The organism is Dietzia sp. CH92 (genome assembly GCF_032248695.1).
GTDB lineage: Bacteria > Actinomycetota > Actinomycetes > Mycobacteriales > Mycobacteriaceae > Dietzia.
The window spans coordinates 59,890-79,814 of sequence record NZ_JAVHXC010000010.1 but is presented as its reverse complement, the minus strand read 5'-3'; the positions used below and the strand labels follow the sequence as shown (position 1 = coordinate 79,814).

Sequence of the window (19,925 nt, the reverse complement as noted above, 5' to 3'; positions counted from 1 at the left end):
CGGCGGGGCGGGCGCGGCTCAGGCGCGGATACCGAAGGGCAGGGAGAAGCGCACGTCCCCCTCGACCATGTCGCGCATGTCCGACAGTCCGTTGCGGAACTGCAGGGTGCGCTCGAGGCCCATGCCGAAGGCGAAGCCCGAGTACTCCTCGGGGTCGATCCCGCACGCGGTGAGGACGTTGGGGTGGACCATGCCGCAGCCACCCCACTCGACCCAGCCGGCGCCACCCTTCTTGCGGGGGAACCACACGTCCACCTCGGCGGACGGCTCGGTGAACGGGAAGTAGTTGGGGCGCATCCGGGTCCGGGTCTCGGGACCGAAGAGAGCGCGGGCGAAGGCGTCCAGTGCACCGCGCAGGTGCGCCATGGTCAGGCCCTTGTCGATCGCCAGCCCCTCCACCTGGTGGAAGACGGGGGTGTGGGTGGCGTCGAGCTCGTCGGTCCGGAACGTGCGGCCCGGGCACGCGACGTAGATCGGGGGCTCCCGGTCGAGCATGGTGCGGATCTGCACGGGCGAGGTGTGGGTACGCAGGACCTGCCGGCTGCCCTCGGGGGCGATGTGGAAGGTGTCCTGCAGCGTGCGCGCCGGGTGGTCGGGCAGGAAGTTCAGCGCGTCGAAGTTGTAGTGCTCCGCCTCGACCTCGGGTCCCTCGGTGATCTCCCAGCCCATCGCCACGAACACGTCCGCGACCTGCTCGGTGATGATCGTGATGGGATGCTGGGCGCCCACCGGGGCACGGCCGGACGGGACGGTCAGGTCGAGTGTCTCGGCGACGAGCACGGCGGCGTCACGCTCCGCCTGGAGTTCGGCCAACCGGGCATCGTAGGCCTGCTGGACGCGGCCGCGGGCGACGTTGACCGTCTTGCCCGCCGACGCCTTCTGCTCCTTCGGCAGTGCACCCAGCCCGCGGCGCGCCAACGCGATGGGGCTGCGGTCCCCCAGATGCGCGGTCCTGGCGGTGGCCAGCGCGTCGAGATCGGCGGCCCCCGCGAACGCCGCCTCGGCGTCCGCGGCGTACCCCGCCAGCGACTCCTCGTCGATCCGGACCTCGCCCGCGCCTGTGTCTTCGCTCACCAGTGCCCTCGTCCTCCACGTCTCGTCGGCCCTGTCCGACCGACCCGCCTCGGGGGCCAAGACTAGTCGATCCCTCCTCGGCGACCCTGTTGCGCCCGATTCGCAGTTGGGAAGGCTAACCTAAGTCGCGGTCCCGGATCCGGTCCGGGGCACCCACCACCACGGAGGACACACACGATGGCTCTGACCACCACCAGAAGATTCACGGGGTTGCTCGCCGGCTCGGCCGCGCTGCTGCTCGCCCTCGCGGGCTGCGGCGGCGCCGGTGAGGAGGCGTCGGCCGACACCGACACCGGCCAGGCGAGCTCCGAGCAGTGGCCGCGCACCTTCACCAACGCGGACGGCTCCACCACCACCATCGAGGCCAAGCCGGAGCGCATCGTGTCCACGGTCTCCGTGACCGGCACCCTGCTCGCGATCGACGCGCCCGTCGTGGGCAGCACGACCGGCGGCAACGGGGACTTCTTCGGCCAGTGGTCGGACGTCGCAGAGTCCGAGGGCGTCGTGCCGCTGTTCCCCGCCGGCTCGGTGGACATCGAGGCCCTCATCGGCCAGGACCCGGACCTCATCGTGACCTCGGCGAGCGGAGCCGACACGCTGACCGACAACCTCGCCGAGCTGAACGAGATCGCCCCCACCATCGTCGTGGACCAGGGCGGGCAGACCTGGCAGGACCTGGCCGAGGACCTCGGTGAGGCCACCGGACTCGAGGACGAGGCCACCGCCGCCGCCGAGGAGTTCGACGCCTACGTCGCCGACGCCGCCGCGAAGATCGAGGTGCCCGAGGGCACCGCGAACATCATCTCGTTCAACGGGCCCGGGGAGACCAACCCGATCGCCCGTGCGGGATCGGCACACGCCGAGATCCTCACCGCGCTCGGGTTCCGGGTCGAGGACCCGCCGGCCGAGTGGCACTCGCAGCCGCAGCAGCGCGAGGACTTCGTGTTCGCCTCCTACGAGAACCTCACCGAACTGACCTCCGCGACCACGTTCATCCTCATGCAGGACGAGGCCGGCGCCCAGGCGTTCGCCCAGGACCCCGTCCTGGCCAACCTGCCCTCGGTGGCGAACGGTGCCGTCCACGGGCTCGGGAAGAACTCCTTCCGCGTCGACCAGTACAGCGCCACCGAGATCGTCGACTCCGTGGTGGAGAACTTCGGCGGGTGACCATCACACTCCCCGCCGCCGCGGGCCCGACGAGACGCCGACACCGGCGGCTCGTCGGGCTCGTCGTGCTGGTGCTGATCACCCTGTGCGTCGCCGCACTCAGCATCACCGTGGGATCACGAGACATCCCCGCGGGCGTGGTGTGGGACGCCCTCACCGCGTTCGACGCCACCGACAGCCGCCACCTGCTGGTCCGCGACCTCCGCGTCCCTCGCGCGCTGAACGCGCTCGTGGTGGGCGTCGCACTCGGGGTGGCGGGCGCGATGATGCAGTCCCTCACCCGCAACCCGCTGGCCGAGCCCGGCCTGCTCGGGATCAATGCCGGCGCCGCCGCCGCGATCGCCGTGGGGATCTCGTTCCTCGGCATCACCGGGGTGTCCGGGTACCTCGTCCTGGGCCTCGTCGGGGCCGCGCTGGCCTCGGTCGCGGTGTTCCTGCTCGGTGGGGTCCGCAACGGGACCAACCCGGTGCGACTCGTGCTCTCCGGCGCCGCCCTGACCGCGGTGCTCAGCGCGCTGACCACCGTCGTGCTCCTCAACAGCAACGAAGAGGTCTTCGACCGGTACCGGAACTGGATGGTCGGCTCGCTGGCCGGGCGCGGGACCGACGTCCTCGTCGCGGTCGGGCTGCTCGCCGCCGTGGGCGTCGGACTCGCCCTCGCGCAGTCCCGCGCTCTCGACGCCGTCGCCCTCGGGGAGGACACCGGTCGCGCTCTCGGAGCGGACCCGGGCCGGACCTGGGCACTCGCCGGCGTCGTCGTCGTCATCCTCGCCGGGGCGGCGACCGCCGCCGCCGGGCCCATCGTCTTCCTCGGCCTCGCCGCGCCCCACCTGGCACGCCTGCTGGTGGGCGTCGACCACCGCTGGCTCCTGCCCTACTCCGGCGCCATCGCGGCCGCGCTGATCGTCCTGGCCGACGCGCTCGGCCGACTCGTCGCCCCGCCCGGCGAGGTGCCGGTCGGGATCATGGTCGCCATCATCGGCGGACCCTTCTTCATCATCCTCGTCCGACGCAGGAAGCTGGTGCAGCTGTGACCACCCCCCGGCCCGGCCCCGACGCCCTCGCCGCCGCGCGTCCCACCGGGCGTCTCCTCACGGCCGGCCCCGTCACCCTGGTCACGTCCACCCGCGTGATCGTGGTGACCACCGGACTGATCCTGGCGACGCTCGTGCTGGGCGCGGTGGGGATGACCGCCGGCACGCTCCGTCTGCCGCTGACCGACGTGGTGGGCGCGCTGGCCGGCGCCCTCACCGGCGCGGAGGGCGACGACGTCGCCTCCAGGGTCGTCGTGGGGCTCCGGCTGCCGCGCGTCGTCACCGCGATCGTCGCGGGCGCCGCCCTCGGCTTGTCCGGCGCCGTCTTCCAGTCCATCTCCCGCAACGCCCTCGGCTCGCCCGAGATCATCGGCTTCACCACCGGCGCGGCCACCGGCGCGATCGTCCAGATCATCATCTTCCAGGCCGATCCGGTCCGCGTGTCCGTCAGCGCGATCCTCGGAGGACTGCTCACCGCCGTACTCGTGTACGTGCTCTCCGTGAAGAACAGGGTCACCGGCGGGTACCGGCTGATCCTCGTGGGGATCGGCGTCGGCGCCGTGCTCCAGGCGGTCAACAATCTGCTGCTCGTCATGGGCGACCTCGACACCGCCGTGACCGCCAACATCTGGCTCGCGGGATCGCTGGAGGCCCGAGGATGGGAGCACGCCCTGCCCGCGCTCGTCGGCGTGGCGGTGGCGGTCCCGCTGCTGACGATCCTCGGTCGACGCGCCACCCTGATGGAGATGGGGGACGACACCGCGAGCCAGCTCGGCATCCGGGTCGAACGCACCCGCATCCTGCTCATGCTCATCGCGGTGGCACTCGCGGGACTGGCCGTCGGCGCCGCCGGCCCCATCGCCTTCATCGCCCTCGCCGCGCCCCAGCTGGCGACCCGACTCACCGGATCCGCCGGGATGCCGGTGCTCACCGCGGCCGCCATGGGCGCCGCCCTCCTCGTGCTGGCCGACACGGTCGCCCAGTCCCTCCCCGTCCTCGCGACGGTCCCCATCGGCAAGGTCACCGGAGTCGTGGGCGGGCTCTACCTGATCTGGCTCCTCACCCGATCGAAGCAGGTGTGAACCCATGACCACGACCCCCGACACGACCACCCCCGCGGCCACCGGCACGGTCCCCGCGACCGGCGCCGTCCCCGCGCTGGAAGGCCGCGGCCTGACCCTGTCCTACGAATCCCGGCAGATCAGCCGGGACCTCGACGTGTCCGTCCCCGCGGGCGAGGTCACCGTGATCATCGGCCCCAACGCCTGCGGGAAGTCCACGCTCCTGCGCGCGCTGTCCAGGCTGCTCACCCCCGACTCCGGGGACGTCCTGCTCTCCGGCCGGGACGTGCGCCGGATGGCGCCCAAGGCCCTCGCCCGACGACTTGGGTTGCTGCCCCAGTCCTCCACCGCCCCGTTCGGGATCACGGTGGCCGACCTCGTCGCGCGGGGCCGCTTCCCCCACCAGCGGATGCTGCAACAGTGGTCCGAGGCCGACCGCGTCGCCGTCGCGCGGGCGATGGAGGCCACCCGCATCACCGCCCTGGCCGACCGGATGGTCGAGGAGCTCTCCGGTGGCCAGCGTCAGCGGGTGTGGATCGCGATGCTGCTCGCCCAGGACACCCCGGTCATGCTCCTCGACGAGCCCACCACCTTCCTCGACATCTCCCACCAGCTCGAGGTGATGGAGCTGGTCCACCGTCTCAACCGCGAGGAGGGACGCACCGTCGCGCTCGTCCTGCACGACCTCAACCAGGCCTGTCGGTACGCCGACCACCTCATCGTCATGCACGGCGGCAGGATCGTCGACCGGGGTGCCCCCCGCGAGGTCATGACCGAGGAACTCCTCGCGCAGGTGTTCGCCCTCGAGGCGCGCGTGATCGACGACCCGGTCTGCGGCACCCCCATGGTCGTTCCGCTGCGCAGCCTGGGCGACCCGGGCGAGGCCGCGACCGCCGGGGACCCGGCGTGAGCGCCCCGGGCACGCCCCGGGTGACCGCCGGGGCCGTGCCCCGCACGCCCCCGGTCGTCCCGTCGGCGCCCACGCCGGTCGAGGCCCGCAGCGCCGTCCTCGCCGGCGCTCTCGACCGCCTGGGCCGCCGCGCCCAGACCGTCGAGAACTTCTGGGCGACCACCGGGCACCGCTCGCCGATCGTCGAACCGGACCCCGGCGACGCGACCCGCCGCATCGTCACCTTCCTCTGGCGGGACGCCGACGCCGACCACGTCTACATCGGGATCAACAAGGTCACCCACGGTCTGGACCAGGGAGCCATGACCCGCGTCCCCGGGACCGACATCTGGTACCGCACCGTCGCCCTCGATGCGCGGTGGCGCGGCTCCTACGGCCTCGTCCCGCTCGACGACGCCACCTGGCGGGCCCTGCTCGAGGAGGGGACCCGGCCCGCGCTCAGACGGCTACGCGCGCGCTACCGGCCGGACCCCCGCAACCCGCTCACCGAGTCCGCCCACACCGGCGAGACCCTCTCCGTCGCCCGCCTCGACCGGGCCCCCGAGCAGCCCTGGATCCGCACCTCCCACAACGGGGACGCGCCCGCTCCCACGACCCCCGAGCCGGTCGAGGGCCCGGGGGCCCGCACCCTGTGGGTCGTCCCGCCCGCCGACTACGGTCTCCCCCACCATCCGCAGGCGCCGGTACTGCTGGTGCTCGACGGGGCGGTCTGGCTCCGCCGGCGACACGTCACCGACACCGTGGCCGCGCAGGCGGCGGCGGGGCTGATCCGGCCCCCGGTGATCGTGTACGTCGACAACGGCGAGCCCGAGCGGCGTATGGCCGAGCTGTCCGTGGACTCCGGGACCGCCGCCGAGCTCGCGGGCCGGATCGTGCCGTGGGTGCGGGACCGGCACGCGGTCAGCGCGGATCCCGCGGACGTGGTCGTGGTGGGACAGAGCCTCGGCGGCCTCACGGCGCTGAAGACCGCCTTCGACCACCCCGAGGTCGTGGGCGCGGCGATCGCCCAGTCCTCGTCCCTGTGGCAGGAGAACATGCTGGAACGCGCCCGCGCGGCGCAGCCGGGTCGTCCCCGGCTGTGGATCGAGGTCGGCCTCGCCGAGAGCATCCTCCTCGACGACCACCGGCGCCTCCACCGCGAACTGCGCGACCGGGGCGCGGCGGAGGTCGTCGGGTACACCGAGTTCGTCGGCGGACACGACTCGGCGTGTTGGCGCGGGGGCATCGGCGACGGGCTGCTGGCACTGCTGGGCGGGCGCTGACCCCACCGGCTCCCGCGCTCAATGCGTCTCGCGCACCGCGCCGGCCTCGACGATCAGCTCCCGGGTCGCGCGGAACGCGTCCCGCATCCGCCGGTCGTGCGTGACGAGCAGGACCGTGCCGTCGAACGCGTCCACCGCCTGCTCGAGCTGCTCGATGGCCGGCAGGTCGAGGTGGTTGGTCGGCTCGTCCAGGACGAGCAGGTTGACGCCGCGTTGCTGGAGCAGCGCCAGCGCGGCCCGTGTCCGTTCGCCCGGTGACAGGGTGGCGCAGGGCCGCGCCACGTGTTCCCCGCCGAGACCGAACTTGGCCAGCAGGGTGCGCGCCCCGGTGGGGTCGAGCCCGGCCGGGTCGGCGGCCACGCAGAACGTGTCGAGCAGCGTGTCGTCGCCGCTGAACTCCGAGCGGGCCTGGTCGACCCGTCCCGTCTCCACTCCGGAGCCGGTCGTCGCCCGCCCGGAGTCGGGGGCGGTGGCGCCGGTGAGCACCGCCAGCAGGGTGGATTTGCCGGCGCCGTTGGGTCCGCTGACGAGCACCCGGTCCCCGGCGCCGAGCTGGACGGTGACGGGCCCCAGGACGAAGTCACCGCGCCGCACGACCGCCTCGGTGAGCACGGCGACCACGGCACCCGAGCGCGGGGCGGCCGCGATCTCCATGCGCAGCTCCCACTCTTTGCGGGGCTCCTCGACGACCTCGAGCCGCTCCATCGCCCGCTCCGACTGGGCGATCTTGGCGGCCTGTTTCTCCGAGCGCTGCCCGGCACGGTTGCGGATGTGCTTGTCGCGCTCGGCGTCGCGTCCGCCGCTCTTGCGCATCGTGTTGCGCACGCCCTTGTCCAGCCAGGTCTTCTGGGTCTGCACCCGGTCCTTCAGCTGGTCGACCCGGCCGGCGTACTCCTCGTAGGCGTCTCGGGCCCGTTGCCGGGCCAACGCGCGTTCGGCGAGGTAGGCCTCGTACCCGCCGTCGAACACCGTGATCTGCCGCTGGGCGGAGTCGAGCTCGACGATGCCGGTCACGCACCGGGACAGGAACTCGCGGTCGTGGCTCACCACCACCATGGGTCGGCGTTCGGCCCGCATGAACTCCTCGAGCACGGCCAGTCCGGCGAGGTCGAGGTCGTTGGTGGGCTCGTCCAGCAACAGGATGTCGTACTGGCTGAGCAGCACGGCGCAGAGGTTGACACGGGCGGCCTGCCCTCCCGACAGCGCGGTCATCGGCAGGTCGGTGACGGCGGGGTCGAGCCCGAGCCGTGCAGCCGTCACCGGGATCCGGTCGTCGAGGTCGCCCCCGCCGAGGGCGAGCCAGCGTTCGAGGGCGTCGCCGTAGGCCTCGGACGCGGCGTCGGAGTCGGCCATCCGTTCCGCCAGCGTGTCCATGCGGCTCTGCGCGTCGGCGACGCCGGTGACGCGGTGCAGGAAGTCCCGGACCACCTCGTCGTGGTCCCGTTCCACCTCCTGCCGGAGGAGGCCGACGGTGGCGTGGGGAGGGCTGACGGTGACCTGTCCCGTCATCTCGGCGAGGGGGTCGCCGGCCAGGGCGTGGAGGAGGGTGGATTTGCCGGCCCCGTTGGGCCCGGCGAGGCCCCAGACGTCACCGGGGGCGACGACGAGGTCGAGCCCGTCGAAGAGCGTGCGCGCGCCGCGGGAGGCACCGATTCCGCGGGCGGTGAGCATGGCGTTCACGATCCCGCCTGGAGCCGGGAGCTCGTGTGGAGGCAGATGGAGGCCGCGGTGACGATGTTCAGGCTCTCCGCGCGGCCGCGGATGGGGATCCGGACCCGGATGTCGGCTGCGGCGGCGAGGTTTCGCGGGACGCCGTGGGCCTCGTTGCCGAAGACCCACGCCGTGGGGGCGCCGAGGACGGCCTCGGCGTGTTCGATGTCGACCTCGCCTCCGGCGTCGGCGACGGCGACCTGCAGCCCCGATCGGTGCGCCCGCTCGACCAGGTCGGCCTCGGCGATGCCGCGGACCACGGGCAGGTGGAAGAGGCTGCCGGCGGAGGCGCGGACGGCTTTGGGATTCTCCGGGTCGACGGCGCCGTCGGTGAGCCACACGGCGTCGGCGCCGAGCGCGTCGGCGACGCGGATGAGGGTGCCGACGTTGCCCGGCTCGGCGAGTGCCTGCCCGACGGCCACGAGCCGCGGGGCGGGATTTTCGGCGGTGCGGTTCTCGCCGGACCGTGCCTCGTCTGTCCGGCTCCCGTCGGTGGCGGACCTCGTCACCGTGCGGCAGACCGCGACGATGCCCGTGGGGCTGACGGTGTCGGACAGGCCGCGGATCGCGCGGTCGGTGACCACGGACACGGGGACTCCGACGCCGCAGCCGGTGGCGACGAGGTCGGAGAAGCGGTCGAGGGCGGCCTCGGTGCAGAAGAGCTCGACGGCGGCGCCGGTGGTGAGAGCGGCCTCCACCGAGTTGGCCCCCTCGGCGAGGAACCGGCCGGCCTTGCGTCGGGCGGCCGAGCGGTGGAACTTGGAAGCGGAAACGACCCGCGGCGTCCGTTCGGTGAACGGATCCGCGGGTCGTCCCGAGCCCTGCGAGGGCGGGGTGTTCGTCAAGTCGCGGGTGTCAGGCAGCCGGCGCGTTGACGTCGGCCGGCAGCGCCTTGCGGGCGACCTCGACCAGCGCGGTGAAGGCGGCCGGGTCGGTGACGGCGAGGTCGGCGAGCACCTTGCGGTCCACCTCGACGCCGGCGAGCTTGAGGCCCTGGACGAAGCGGTTGTACGTCATGTCGTTGGCGCGGGCCGCGGCGTTGATCCGCGAGATCCACAGCTTCCGGAAGTCGCCCTTGCGCGCGCGACGGTCGCGGTAGCTGTAGGTCATCGAGTGGAGCATCTGCTCCTTGGCCTTGCGGTACAGGCGCGAACGCTGCCCGCGGTAGCCCTTGGTGGACTCGAGTACGGTCCGACGCTTCTTCTGGGCGTTGACTGCCCTCTTCACGCGTGCCACTGGTCAATCCTCACTGGTCTGGGGCGGTCACCCTGCGGGGCGACCGGAATTACTGAAGGTCGGAGGGGCTCTAGAGCCCGAGGAGCCGCTTGATGCGGGGGACGTCGGCCGGGGCGACGTCCGTACGACCGTCGAGACGGCGGGTGCGCTTGGTGGGCTTCTTCTCCATGATGTGGCGGCGGTTGGCCTGCTGGCGCACCAGCTTGCCGGTTCCGGTCTTCCGGAAGCGCTTGGCGGTGCCCTTGTGGGTCTTCATCTTCGGCATGATCGGTCTTCCTCACATGGTTCGGCCCGGAGTGCCCGGTGGGGCCTCGGGTGTGCGGACGGCGTGCGTCCGTGGTCTGGTCGGCGCGGAGGGCCTACTCGGACGCGGGGTCGGTGACCTTCGAGTCCTGCGCCTTGGCGCGGGTCTTGGCGCCGCGGTGCGGGGCCACGACCATGGTCATGTTGCGGCCGTCCTGCTTGGCGCTGGTCTCCACGTATCCGTACTCGGTGATGTCGTCCGCCAGGCGCTGCAGCAGCCGGAAGCCGAGCTCGGGCCGGGACTGCTCACGACCACGGAACATGATCGTGACCTTGACCTTCGAGCCCTTCTCGAGGAAACGGACGACGTTCCCCTTCTTGGTCTCGTAGTCATGCGTGTCGATCTTCGGCCGGAGCTTCTGCTCCTTGACGACGGTCTGCTGCTGGTTCTTCCGCGACTCGCGCTCTTTCTGCGCGGCCTCGTACTTGAACTTGCCGTAGTCCATGATCTTGCACACCGGCGGGCGTGCGTTCGGCGCGACCTCCACGAGGTCGAGATCGGCCTCCAGGGCCAGACGAAGTGCATCCTCGACGCGAACGATCCCCACCTGCTCGCCCCCGGGGCCGACGAGTCGGACTTCGGGGACACGGATTCGTTCGTTGATACGTGCTTCGGCGCTGATGGGCCCTCCTCGGTAGTAACGGTGCTGGCGTCCGCGACCACTCGCGTGGCCGCACAACCGCCCTCGAGGCGCCCCGCTGCTCGCCGGCCGTGGCCGGCGAAACCGAGAAGGCCCCACGGTATGGCTACCGGGGGCCTCTCACTCCTCACCCGTCGACGAGGATACGAACGCGAACGCTCGCGGACCCCTCGTCGGGGTGGTGACCATCAAACTGCCTTCCGGCGTCGGATGGTGGGAGATCGGGCTCCTCTTGGACGACGGAACCCGCCGCGTAGCGGATTCCCACAGTCATTGACGGACTCTACCAGCTGGGGCGGCTGCCCCCAAACCGGTGTCGGTGCGCGCGCCCGGGGGCGGTCCGTGGGACAGTGAACGGCATGACCACCGAGCAGCCCACCTCCGCCGACCAGGCCACCGAGAATCCCCTGGAGGGCCATCTCGACGCCCGCGAGGTCGAGATCGTCGATCTGGCGGATGTCTCCGCCCAGGAGATCATCTTCCGTTCGATCGTCGTCCTGATGAGCGCCGCCGCCGAGAAGCTGGGGTTGTCCGACGAGGACCCGGCTTCGAGCCCGCGACTCGACCTCGACGAGTCCCGCAAGCTGATCACCGCGCTCGCCGGCCTGGTGACCGGGTCGGCGGAGCATCTCGGGCCGCAGGCCCGCGTCGTGCGCGACGGCCTGCAGGGCCTGCAGCGCGCCTTCCGCGAGGCCAGCGCGTACCCCGACGAGCCCGGCGAGGGCCCCGGCGAGAAGTTCACCGGCCCGGTCTACTGACCTCCCACGGGGCACCGGAGCCCCCTGCGGGCTCCGGCCGCTCCCGCGCCTGACCACCCCGTGTCGCCGGGCGCGGGGAACGGGCCGGTCAGCGCAGCGCGCGGGCCTTCCGGGCCGCCTTGGCCGCGGTCTTCTTGGCCGCCGGGGCGGTCGACGTCGACGCCGCGTTCCTGCCGGACTTCTTCCCGGCCGATGTGGTCGCCGTCGCCTTCCCGGGTGCTTTGGCGACGCTCGCCTCGCCGGCCGCGCCCTTCTCGCCGGAACTCGTCGCCCGCGTCGCGCTCGCCTCACCGGCCCCGCCCGCCGGCAGGACCTCCGCGAGGAAGCGCCCCGTGTGACTCTCGGCGACGGTGGCGACCTGCTCCGGGGTGCCCTGCGCGACGACCGTCCCACCACCGGCGCCCCCCTCGGGGCCCATGTCGATCACCCAGTCGGCGCTCTTGATCACGTCGAGGTTGTGCTCGATCACGATCACGGTGTTGCCCTTGTCCACGAGTCCCTGGATCACCAACAGGAGCTTGGTGATGTCCTCGAAGTGCAGGCCCGTGGTGGGCTCGTCGAGGATGTACACGGTCCGACCACTCGAGCGCTTCTGCAGCTCCGCCGCGAGCTTGACGCGCTGCGCCTCGCCGCCCGAGAGGGTCGGCGCGGGCTGCCCGAGGCGGACGTAGCCGAGGCCGACCTCGGTGAGGGTCTTGAGGTAGCGGTGGATGGAGGTGATGGGCTCGAAGAACTCGCACGCCTCCTCGATCGGCATGTCGAGGACCTCGGCGATGGTCTTGCCCTTGTAGTGCACCTCGAGGGTCTCGCGGTTGTACCGCGCACCGTGGCACACCTCGCACGGCACGTAGACGTCCGGCAGGAAGTTCATCTCGATCTTCAGCGTGCCGTCGCCCTGGCACGCCTCGCAGCGACCGCCCTTGACGTTGAACGAGAACCGTCCCTGCTTGTAGCCCCGCACCTTGGCCTCGGTGGTCGCCGCGAACAGGGTGCGGATCTTGTCGAAGACGCCCGTGTAGGTCGCCGGGTTCGAGCGCGGTGTGCGGCCGATCGGCGACTGGTCCACCTGGACGAGCTTGTCGAAGTCCTCGACACCGTCGATGCGGGAGTGCCGACCGGGAACCTGGCGCGCCCGGTTGAGCTGGTTCGCGAGGGAGGTCGCGAGGATGTCGTTGACGAGGGTCGACTTGCCGGATCCGGAGACGCCCGTGACGGCGCACAACACCCCGCCCGGGAACACCACGTCGACGTTCTTGAGGTTGTTCTCCCGGGCGCCCCTCACGTGGAGCCGTCTGTCCGGGCTCGGGTCGCGTCGCTTGTCGGGGACCGCGATCTCCCGGCGCCCGGCCAGGTAGTCGCCGGTGAGGGACTCCGTGTTGGCCAGTAGCCCCTCGTAGTCCCCGGAGTGGACGACCCGTCCCCCGTGCTCACCGGCCAGCGGCCCGATGTCGACGATCCAGTCCGCGGCCCGGATGGTGTCCTCGTCGTGCTCCACCACGAGCAGGGTGTTGCCCAGGTCGCGGAGTCGGACGAGCGTGTCGATGAGGCGACGGTTGTCGCGCTGGTGCAGGCCGATCGACGGTTCGTCGAGGACGTACAGGACGCCCGCGAGACCCGACCCGATCTGGGTGGCGAGGCGGATGCGCTGCGCCTCACCGCCGGAGAGGCTGCCCGCGACACGGTCGAGGGAGAGGTAGTCCAGGCCGACGTCGAGCAGGAAGCCCATGCGGGCCTGGATCTCCTTGAGGACCCGTCCCGCGATCATCGCCTGGCGGGAGTCGAGCTCCAGCCCGTCGAGGAAGGCCGCGCAGTCCTCGACCGACATGCGGCTGATGTCGGCGATCGACCGCTCCTCGCCGCCCGGCCCGGCGAGGGTGACGGCGAGGATCTCCGGCTTGAGACGGGTGCCGTCGCATCCGGGGCAGGGCACCTCGCGCATGTACCCCTGGTAGCGCTCCTTCTGCGACTCGGACTCGGTCTGTTCGAGCCGTCGCTTGAGGAACGACATGACGCCCTCGAACTTGGCGTCGTAGGTGCGGGTCCGTCCGAACCGGTTGCGGTACTGGACGCGGACCTTGGTGGGGGCACCGCCGAGGACCGCCTTGCGCACCTTCGCGGGCAGGTCCTGCCACGGCGTCCTCAGGTCGAAACCCATGTCGCTGGCCAGGCCGGTCAGGAGCTGCTGGAAGTAGTCGGCGCTCTGGCCGCCCGACCAGGGCGCGATCGCCCCGTCGGCCAGGGACCGCTCGGGATCCGGCACCACGAGGTCGGGGTCCACCTCGAGATGCGCCCCGAGTCCGTCGCACACCGGGCACGCGCCGTAGGGGTTGTTGAACGAGAACGCCCGCGGCTCCATGTCGTCGAGCGCGATGGGGTGGCCGTTGGGGCAGGCCATGTGCTCGGAGAACCGACGTTGACGGCCCGGGTCCGACTCCTCGAGGTCCACGTACTCGATGATGATCACGCCGTCGGCCAGGCCGAGGGCGGTCTCCACCGAGTCGGTCAGACGCTGGCGCGAGGACGGTTTGGTCGCGAGGCGGTCGACCACCACCTCGACATCGTGCTTCTCCTGCTTCTTCAGCGTCGGTGGTTCGGACAGGGAGTGCAGTTCACCGTCCACCCTTACGCGGCTGTACCCGTCCGCGGCGAGCTGGGCGAAGAGGTCGACGAACTCGCCCTTGCGGGTACGCACCACCGGGGCGAGGACCTGGAACCTCGCGCCCTCCTCCCCCTCGAGGATCTGGTCGACGATCTGCTGCGGGGTCTGGCGGGAGATGACCTCGCCACAGGTGGGACAGTGGGGCACCCCGGCGCGGGCGTAGAGCAGACGGAGGTAGTCGTGGACCTCCGTGATGGTGCCGACGGTCGACCGGGGGTTGCGGTTGGTGGACTTCTGGTCGATCGACACCGCGGGCGACAGTCCCTCGATGAAGTCGACGTCCGGCTTGTCCATCTGGCCGAGGAACATCCGCGCGTACGAGGACAACGACTCGACGTACCGGCGCTGGCCCTCCGCGAAGATCGTGTCGAACGCCAGCGACGACTTCCCGGAGCCGGACAGCCCCGTGAACACGATCAGCGAGTCGCGGGGCACGTCGATGTCCACGCCCTTGAGGTTGTGCTCCCGTGCGCCGCGGACGACCAGACGGTCCACCATGGGTTCTCCTTCCGAGTGGGGAGCGCCGCCACATACCAGTGACGGAAGCCGTACGCCGGGGCATGGCCACCGTTCCCGCAGACGAAGGTACCAACGTAGTACGACACGCTTCCGGCCACCGACCCCGGCCGACCTCGGTAGCCTGCAGTTATGTCGAATCCCACCGAGTCCCTACCCGACCGCATCACCCTCACCGAGGGTTACTCCGGCCGTCTCTCCGGGCGCCTCACCGGCGAGCGCTGGACCGTGGGTCCCGCGCGGCTGAGCAAGATCTCCGTCGGCGAGATGGACAACAACGTGTACGTCATCGAGTCCACGGACACCGGCGCGGTGCTCCTCGTGGACGCGGCCAACGACGCACCGCGGCTCGTCGAACACCTGCGGGACCGCGCGCCCGGGGTGAAGGAGGTCCTCACGACCCATCTCCACGCCGACCACTGGATCGGGCTCGCCGAGACGGTGCGGGCCCTCGGCCTGTCGACGATCGCCTCCCCCGGCGACGCCGGCGGCATCGACGTGCCGACGGATCGGCACGTGTCCCACGGGGACGTCGTGGAGGTGGGCGACCTGAGCCTCGAGGTGATCGGCCTGCGCGGCCACACGCCGGACGGGATCGCCCTGCTCCTGCGGACCGACGCGGGGACGCACCTGTTCTCCGGGGACTCCCTGTTCCCGGGCGGCCCGGGCAAGACCGGCTCCGCGGAGGACTTCACCCGGCTGATGGACGACCTGGAGACCCGCGTCTTCGACGTGCTCGACGACGACGTGGTGGTCCACCCCGGGCACGGCGACGACACGACGATCGGCGCGGAGCGGCCACACCTGGCCGAGTGGCGCGCCCGGGGGTGGTGACCCCGCCCGGCGGGCGGCGTCCGTCGGTCCCGCCACCGCGGAGGAAAGCGCGACCGGAAGCGCGCGCCGCCGGTTCGCACTAGGTTCGGTGTCGCACTCCCACCGATTCAGGAGGAATGATGATTCGACGACTCGCACGACCCATGCTCGCCACGGTGTTCGTCATCGACGGAATTGAGACGCTCCGCAATCCGCAGGCCCACGTCGCCGACGCCGCCCCCCTCGTCGACAAGGCCGCCCCGCTGGTGGAGAAGGGTGAGCAGGCCGTCAACGACACCGTGTCCGCGTCGGTCCCGCCCGTCCCCAAGGACACCGAGACCTGGGTGAAGGCGCTCGCCGGCGTGAAGATCGGCGCGGGCGCGCTGTTCGCTCTCGGCAAGGCCCCCCGGCTCTCGGCGCTGGCGCTCACCGCCGCCCACGTCCCGTCGACCGTCAGCCGGCACGCGTTCTGGATGGAGTCCGACCCGGCCGCGCGCAGCCGCAAGACCACGGGGCTGGCCACGGATGTCGCCCTCGTCGGCGCGCTGCTGCTCGCGTCCGCCGACACGGCCGGTCAGCCCGGGCTGGCGTGGCGTGCCCGGCAGGCCGGTGACAAGGTCGCGGCGAAGCTCCCCGGCGCCAAGGCGGAGTCCGCCGCCGCCGGCGCCGCGATCGCCGGCGTCGCCCACACTGTGGCCGATCAGGCCCGGGGCGCGGCCGACGTCCTCCGGGACAAGGCGCCCGAGGTGGCCGAGACGGTGCGTGAGAAGGCACCGGAGGTCGCCGACCAGGTCCGCGACCAGGCGACGGGGGTCGCCGGGGTCGTCCGCGAGAAGGCACCTGTCGTGGCCGCACGCCTGCGCGACCGCGCGGCCGTGGCGCGGGAGCAGGCCGCCCCGGTCGCCGCGCAGGTGCGGGACCAGGCGTCCGCGGTGGCCCTCGCGGCCGCCGCCGAGGCCCGCCCGCTCGTCGCCGAGGTGCGGGACCGTGCCGACGCCGCCGCGCACGTCGCCGCCGACCGGGCCGAGGACGCCCGCAAGGCCGCCCGCGCGTCCGGGAAGGTCGCGGAGAAGAAGGCCGCGAAGAAGGCGGCCCGCTTCGGTAAGGACGCCAAGAAGAAGTCCGCCCGGCTCGAGAAGGACGCGGGCAAGGCGGCCGTGCTGGCCAAGAAGAAGACCGACGAGGTCCGTGCCAGGGCCGCCGACGCGATCCATCCCTGACCTCGGCGGGACCCGGCCGGCCTCCAGCCCCGGCCGGATCCCCGCGTGATGCCGGACGCCGATGACCCCGCCCGCACCCGGGCGGGGTCATCGGCGTCCGAGGGCCTGTCGTCGATCCCGGTAGCCTGGACATCCTGCCCGAGCACCCCATCCCGGAAGGAGCGCCTGTGACGGGACACGATGCCGTCGACGAGGAACAGCGTCACCTCGGTCGTCTCCTCGACCGCCTCGAGGAACTGCGCGCGGACACCCGCGCGCGGCTCGACGCCGTCCTGCGCGCATCCGGCGGGACCCCGCAGGCGCGCTCGGAGCGGGAGTCGTTCGCCCGGCTCTACTCCTCCGAGCTCGCGGCGTTCAACGCCGCGAACCTCGGGCTGTACTTCGGCAGGCTGGACATGGGTGACGGTGAGGTCCGGCGGATCGGGCGCGTGGGTCTGAGGGACGACGACGAGGACCTCACGACGCTGCTGCTGGACTGGCGTGCGGATCACAGCCGGCCCTTCTATCTCGCCACGACCGCGCGGCCGGAGGGCGCGCACCGCCGCCGGCACCTGCGCACGATCGGGCGTCGGGTGATCGGGATCCACGACGAGTACCTCACCGCGCCGGTGGACGGCGAGCTGCCCGAGGACCACGACGACGTGGTGGGCGAGTCGGCGCTGTTGGAGGCGCTCGACGCCGCCCGCTCCGGGCAGATGACGGACATCGTCGCGACCATCCAGCGCGAGCAGGACGAGATCATCCGCAACCCGCACCAGGGCGTGCTCGTCGTGCAGGGCGGTCCCGGCACGGGCAAGACGGCGGTGGCCCTGCACCGGGCGGCCTACCTGCTCTACACGCATCGCCAGCGGTTGGACCGCAGCGGCGTCCTCATCGTGGGTCCCAACGCGCGGTTCCTCGACTACATCGCCCGGGTGTTGCCGTCGCTCGGCGAGTCGGGGGTCGTGCTGCGCACCCTCGCCGACCTCTACCCGGGGGTGCGGGCGACCGGTCCCGAGACCTTGCGGGGCGAGGAGGTCAAGGGGTCGGGCGAGATGGTCGGGATCCTCAGGTCCGCGGTCCGGGCGCGGCAGCTCGCGCCGGATGCCGACGTGGTGGTGCGTGTGGAGGGCCATGACCTCACGCTGACGCCGGCGACGGTGCGCGCGGCGCGGGGGCGCGCGAGGATGACCCGGCGCCCGCACAACATGGCGCGGGAGGCGTTCGCGACGCGGATCGTCGACGCGCTGACCGAGCAGTACACCGCCGCGCTCACCGACCCGGTGGGGCGCGCGGAGGACGAGGCGTGGTCGCCGGAGGGCGACGGCGTCGGTGATCTCGGCGATCCGGCCCGGCCGCTGTTGGACGCCGAGGACCGCGCGGCGTTGCGCCGTGAGGTCGAGGCGTCGCGAGAGGTCGCCCGGGTCGTCGACGAGTGGTGGCCGGTGTTGCGGCCGGAGCAGCTGTTGGCGGATCTGTTGTCGAGTCGCGAGCGGATCGCCGAGGCCGCGGGTGACTACGTGGCCGAGGACCAGGAGGCGCTGTTCCGCGAGGACGGGTCGGCGTTCTCGCCGGCCGACGTGCCGTTGTTGGACGAGCTCGCGGAGCTGCTCGGCGAGGATCCGACGACCGACGTCAGCGAGGCCGACCGGGCGTGGGAGGAGCAGCTGCGGCAGGCCGAGGAGGCGTTGGAGATCCTCACCGGCTCGGCGGTCCAGGACATCGAGGACGATCTCGATCCCGAGGTGCTGATGGCCTACGACGTGGTGGACGCCGAGGCGCTGGCGCGTCGTCACAGTGCCGATTCCGATCTGACGGTCGCCGACCGCGCCGGGGCGGACCGTACGTGGGCGTTCGGTCACGTGATCGTCGACGAGGCCCAGGAGTTGTCGACCATGGCGTGGCGGGTGATCATGCGCCGCTCCCCCAACCGCTGGATGACGTTGGTGGGCGATGTCGCCCAGACCTCGAGCCCGGCGGGGATCGACTCGTGGCACGACGCGCTGTCCCCGTACGTGGACGACCGGTGGGTGCTGACCGAGTTGACGGTGAACTACCGCACCCCGGCGACGATCTCCGCGATGGCGGAGCTGCTGCTCGCGGAGATCGATGCCGGGGCCGCGTCGCCGCGCACGGTGCGTCCGGGTCGGCGCCCGGTGGCGTGGCTGGAGCCGGAGGCGGACTCGGTGGCGCGGGTCGTGGCCGACGAGGTCCGCGCGGTGCCGCCGGAGCGCGCGGTGGCCGTCCTGGTGCCCGACCACGACGGCAACGACGACAACGACGACGACGAGACCACCCCGGCGGACCGCGCCGCTCTGGCCGGGGCCGCGGAACAGGCCCGGCCGGGCACGTCCGTGCTCCCGTTGGCGCTGGCGAAGGGACTCGAGTTCGACGTGGTCGTGGTGGTGGATCCGGAGCGGGTGCTCGCACGCTCGCCCCAGGGGCTGCAGGATCTCTACGTCGGCGCCACCCGCGCCACCCAGGAGCTGGTCCTGGTCCAGCCCGGGGGGTTCGGTCCGCTGCTCGCCGGGATCCGGGACCGTCTCGCCGACGGCGACTCCACCGGGGCCGGGCCGGCCCGGCGGGATCCGACGGACGCCGAGCCGGAGCCGACGGACGCCGAGCGGGAGCTCAGCGCATGAGGGGTGTGCGGGCACGGTCGTGGACCGCGGCGATGCTGGTCGCGGTGGTCGCCGCCACCGCGGCGTGCGGGGCGGAGGCGGCCGACCCCGTGGACGAGAGGACCGCCGCCGCGACCCCGGATGCGGTCGCGTCGGACTCGTCGGGCGGGACGGGCACCGCGGCGGGAACGCCGGCTCGCAGCGCGGACGAGCGGGCGTTCCTCACCGACCTGGCAGGGCTCGGGCTGCCGACGGAGATGACCGCGGAGACGACTCTGGAGGTGGGCCTCGGGATCTGCGGCGGGATCGACGACGGAGCGGACACCGAGACCATCCTCGACCGCATCAGGCCGCTCACCAGCGCGATCGCGGCCCAGAGCGACGAGTGGGACACCGCTCGGGTCGGCCGCGCGCTCATCGAGGCGAGCCGGGCCCACCTCTGCGACTAGGTCGTGTGGACGATGAGCACGTCGCAGGTCGCGCGGCGAGCCGCGTCGGCGGGCACCGACCCCAGCAGGCGACCGGTCAGCGAGTTCAGTCCCTTGTTACCCACCACGAGGAGGTCCGCGCCGACCTCGTCGGACAGCTTGATCAGCGACTCCACCGGTGCCCCCCGGACCGTGCGCGCCTCGATCTGCGTGGCCCCGGCGGCGAGAGCGCGCTCGCGGGCCCCGCGGACGATGTCCTCGGCCGGGTTGTCGCCACGGATCTGGTAGGCGTCGTCGCCCAGCTGATCGGCGGCGTGGCTCACGGACCGCGGGTCGGCGGGGACGTAGGCGCACGCGATCACCAGTGTCGCCTCGGCGTCGGCGGCGAGTCGGGCGGCGCGGTCGACGGCGCGGTAGGACGACTCCGAACCGTCGGTCCCCACCACCACCTTGGTGTAGGCGCTCATTTGCATCCTCTCCTCGGGAACACGTTCCACACAGCGTAGTCCCAGGCGGCCGCGAACGTGCACGGT

The 19,925-nt window shown here is 72.3% G+C and carries 18 protein-coding genes; 10 read left to right on the top strand and 8 right to left on the bottom strand.

The genetic code is table 11. The features are described 5' to 3' along the window. Positions 1-18 precede the first annotated feature (18 nt). On the bottom strand, positions 19-1,074 hold the full coding sequence (pheS, locus tag RWK90_RS16495; protein ID WP_314038709.1) for a phenylalanine--tRNA ligase subunit alpha: 1,056 nt from the start codon (positions 1,072-1,074) through the stop codon (positions 19-21). Between the two features lie 177 nt (positions 1,075-1,251). On the opposite strand from pheS, the gene fepB reads away from it, so the two are divergent. Genes fepB through RWK90_RS16470 form a run of 5 tightly spaced genes read left to right on the top strand, consistent with a single transcriptional unit; the run spans position 1,252 to position 6,508 of the window. Then, positions 1,252-2,241 (top strand): Fe2+-enterobactin ABC transporter substrate-binding protein, encoded by a 990-nt coding sequence (gene fepB, locus RWK90_RS16490; RefSeq protein WP_314038708.1) that lies wholly within the window; start codon positions 1,252-1,254, stop codon positions 2,239-2,241. Next, entirely contained in the window at positions 2,238-3,275 is a 1,038-nt protein-coding gene (locus tag RWK90_RS16485; RefSeq protein WP_314038707.1) for an iron ABC transporter permease, read from the top strand. The genes fepB and RWK90_RS16485 overlap by 4 nt, the downstream gene beginning before the upstream one ends. Next, positions 3,272-4,357, top strand: a complete 1,086-nt coding sequence (locus tag RWK90_RS16480) for an iron chelate uptake ABC transporter family permease subunit (RefSeq protein ID WP_314038706.1) — start codon at positions 3,272-3,274, stop codon at positions 4,355-4,357. Before RWK90_RS16485 ends, RWK90_RS16480 begins: the two co-directional genes overlap by 4 nt. Positions 4,358-4,361: 4 nt before the next feature. Further along, positions 4,362-5,246, top strand: a complete 885-nt coding sequence (locus RWK90_RS16475; protein WP_314038705.1) for an ABC transporter ATP-binding protein — start codon at positions 4,362-4,364, stop codon at positions 5,244-5,246. Continuing rightward, a complete protein-coding gene (locus RWK90_RS16470) occupies positions 5,243-6,508 on the top strand; it encodes an enterochelin esterase domain-containing protein (protein WP_314038704.1) in 1,266 nt (421 codons plus the stop codon). The genes RWK90_RS16475 and RWK90_RS16470 overlap by 4 nt, the downstream gene beginning before the upstream one ends. A gap of 18 nt (positions 6,509-6,526) precedes the next feature. On the opposite strand, the gene RWK90_RS16465 is transcribed toward RWK90_RS16470, so the two are convergent. From RWK90_RS16465 to infC, 5 genes are all read right to left on the bottom strand, one after another. Then, positions 6,527-8,188 (bottom strand): ABC-F family ATP-binding cassette domain-containing protein, encoded by a 1,662-nt coding sequence (locus RWK90_RS16465; protein ID WP_314038703.1) that lies wholly within the window; start codon positions 8,186-8,188, stop codon positions 6,527-6,529. Continuing rightward, a complete protein-coding gene (locus RWK90_RS16460; RefSeq protein WP_314038702.1) occupies positions 8,185-9,063 on the bottom strand; it encodes an RNA methyltransferase in 879 nt (292 codons plus the stop codon). Before RWK90_RS16460 ends, RWK90_RS16465 begins: the two co-directional genes overlap by 4 nt. Positions 9,064-9,073: 10 nt before the next feature. Further along, positions 9,074-9,454: a 50S ribosomal protein L20 gene (rplT, locus tag RWK90_RS16455; protein ID WP_007630820.1), complete on the bottom strand. Its 381-nt coding sequence runs from the start codon at positions 9,452-9,454 to the stop codon at positions 9,074-9,076. Positions 9,455-9,524: 70 nt separating this feature from the next. After that, positions 9,525-9,719 (bottom strand): 50S ribosomal protein L35, encoded by a 195-nt coding sequence (gene rpmI / locus RWK90_RS16450; protein ID WP_007630819.1) that lies wholly within the window; start codon positions 9,717-9,719, stop codon positions 9,525-9,527. A 94-nt stretch (positions 9,720-9,813) separates the two neighbouring features. Beyond that, the gene (gene infC / locus RWK90_RS16445) at positions 9,814-10,437 is read right to left on the bottom strand and encodes a translation initiation factor IF-3 (RefSeq protein WP_314038701.1); all 624 of its coding nucleotides are present in this window, start codon (positions 10,435-10,437) and stop codon (positions 9,814-9,816) included. 320 nt (positions 10,438-10,757) lie between these two features. Here infC and RWK90_RS16440 point away from each other — a divergent pair, with 320 nt between their 5' ends. Then, positions 10,758-11,156 (top strand): DUF1844 domain-containing protein, encoded by a 399-nt coding sequence (locus tag RWK90_RS16440; protein ID WP_314038700.1) that lies wholly within the window; start codon positions 10,758-10,760, stop codon positions 11,154-11,156. An 88-nt stretch (positions 11,157-11,244) separates the two neighbouring features. Here the strand turns inward: RWK90_RS16440 and uvrA are convergent, their stop codons facing one another. Then, on the bottom strand, positions 11,245-14,313 hold the full coding sequence (gene uvrA / locus RWK90_RS16435; RefSeq protein WP_314038699.1) for an excinuclease ABC subunit UvrA: 3,069 nt from the start codon (positions 14,311-14,313) through the stop codon (positions 11,245-11,247). 150 nt (positions 14,314-14,463) lie between these two features. On the opposite strand from uvrA, the gene RWK90_RS16430 reads away from it, so the two are divergent. From RWK90_RS16430 to RWK90_RS16415, 4 genes are all read left to right on the top strand, one after another. Continuing rightward, positions 14,464-15,165, top strand: coding sequence for an MBL fold metallo-hydrolase (locus RWK90_RS16430; RefSeq protein ID WP_314038698.1), 702 nt, complete (start codon positions 14,464-14,466; stop codon positions 15,163-15,165). Between the two features lie 119 nt (positions 15,166-15,284). After that, positions 15,285-16,364, top strand: coding sequence for a DoxX family membrane protein (locus tag RWK90_RS16425; RefSeq protein ID WP_314038697.1), 1,080 nt, complete (start codon positions 15,285-15,287; stop codon positions 16,362-16,364). 167 nt (positions 16,365-16,531) lie between these two features. Further along, a complete protein-coding gene (locus tag RWK90_RS16420; protein WP_314038696.1) occupies positions 16,532-18,985 on the top strand; it encodes an ATP-binding domain-containing protein in 2,454 nt (817 codons plus the stop codon). Continuing rightward, positions 18,982-19,413, top strand: a complete 432-nt coding sequence (locus RWK90_RS16415; RefSeq protein WP_314038695.1) for a DUF732 domain-containing protein — start codon at positions 18,982-18,984, stop codon at positions 19,411-19,413. The genes RWK90_RS16420 and RWK90_RS16415 overlap by 4 nt, the downstream gene beginning before the upstream one ends. Here the strand turns inward: RWK90_RS16415 and RWK90_RS16410 are convergent. Then, positions 19,410-19,859, bottom strand: coding sequence for a universal stress protein (locus RWK90_RS16410; protein WP_314038694.1), 450 nt, complete (start codon positions 19,857-19,859; stop codon positions 19,410-19,412). The two genes, RWK90_RS16415 and RWK90_RS16410, sit on opposite strands and share 4 nt — an antisense overlap. Between the last annotated feature and the right edge of the window lie 66 nt (positions 19,860-19,925).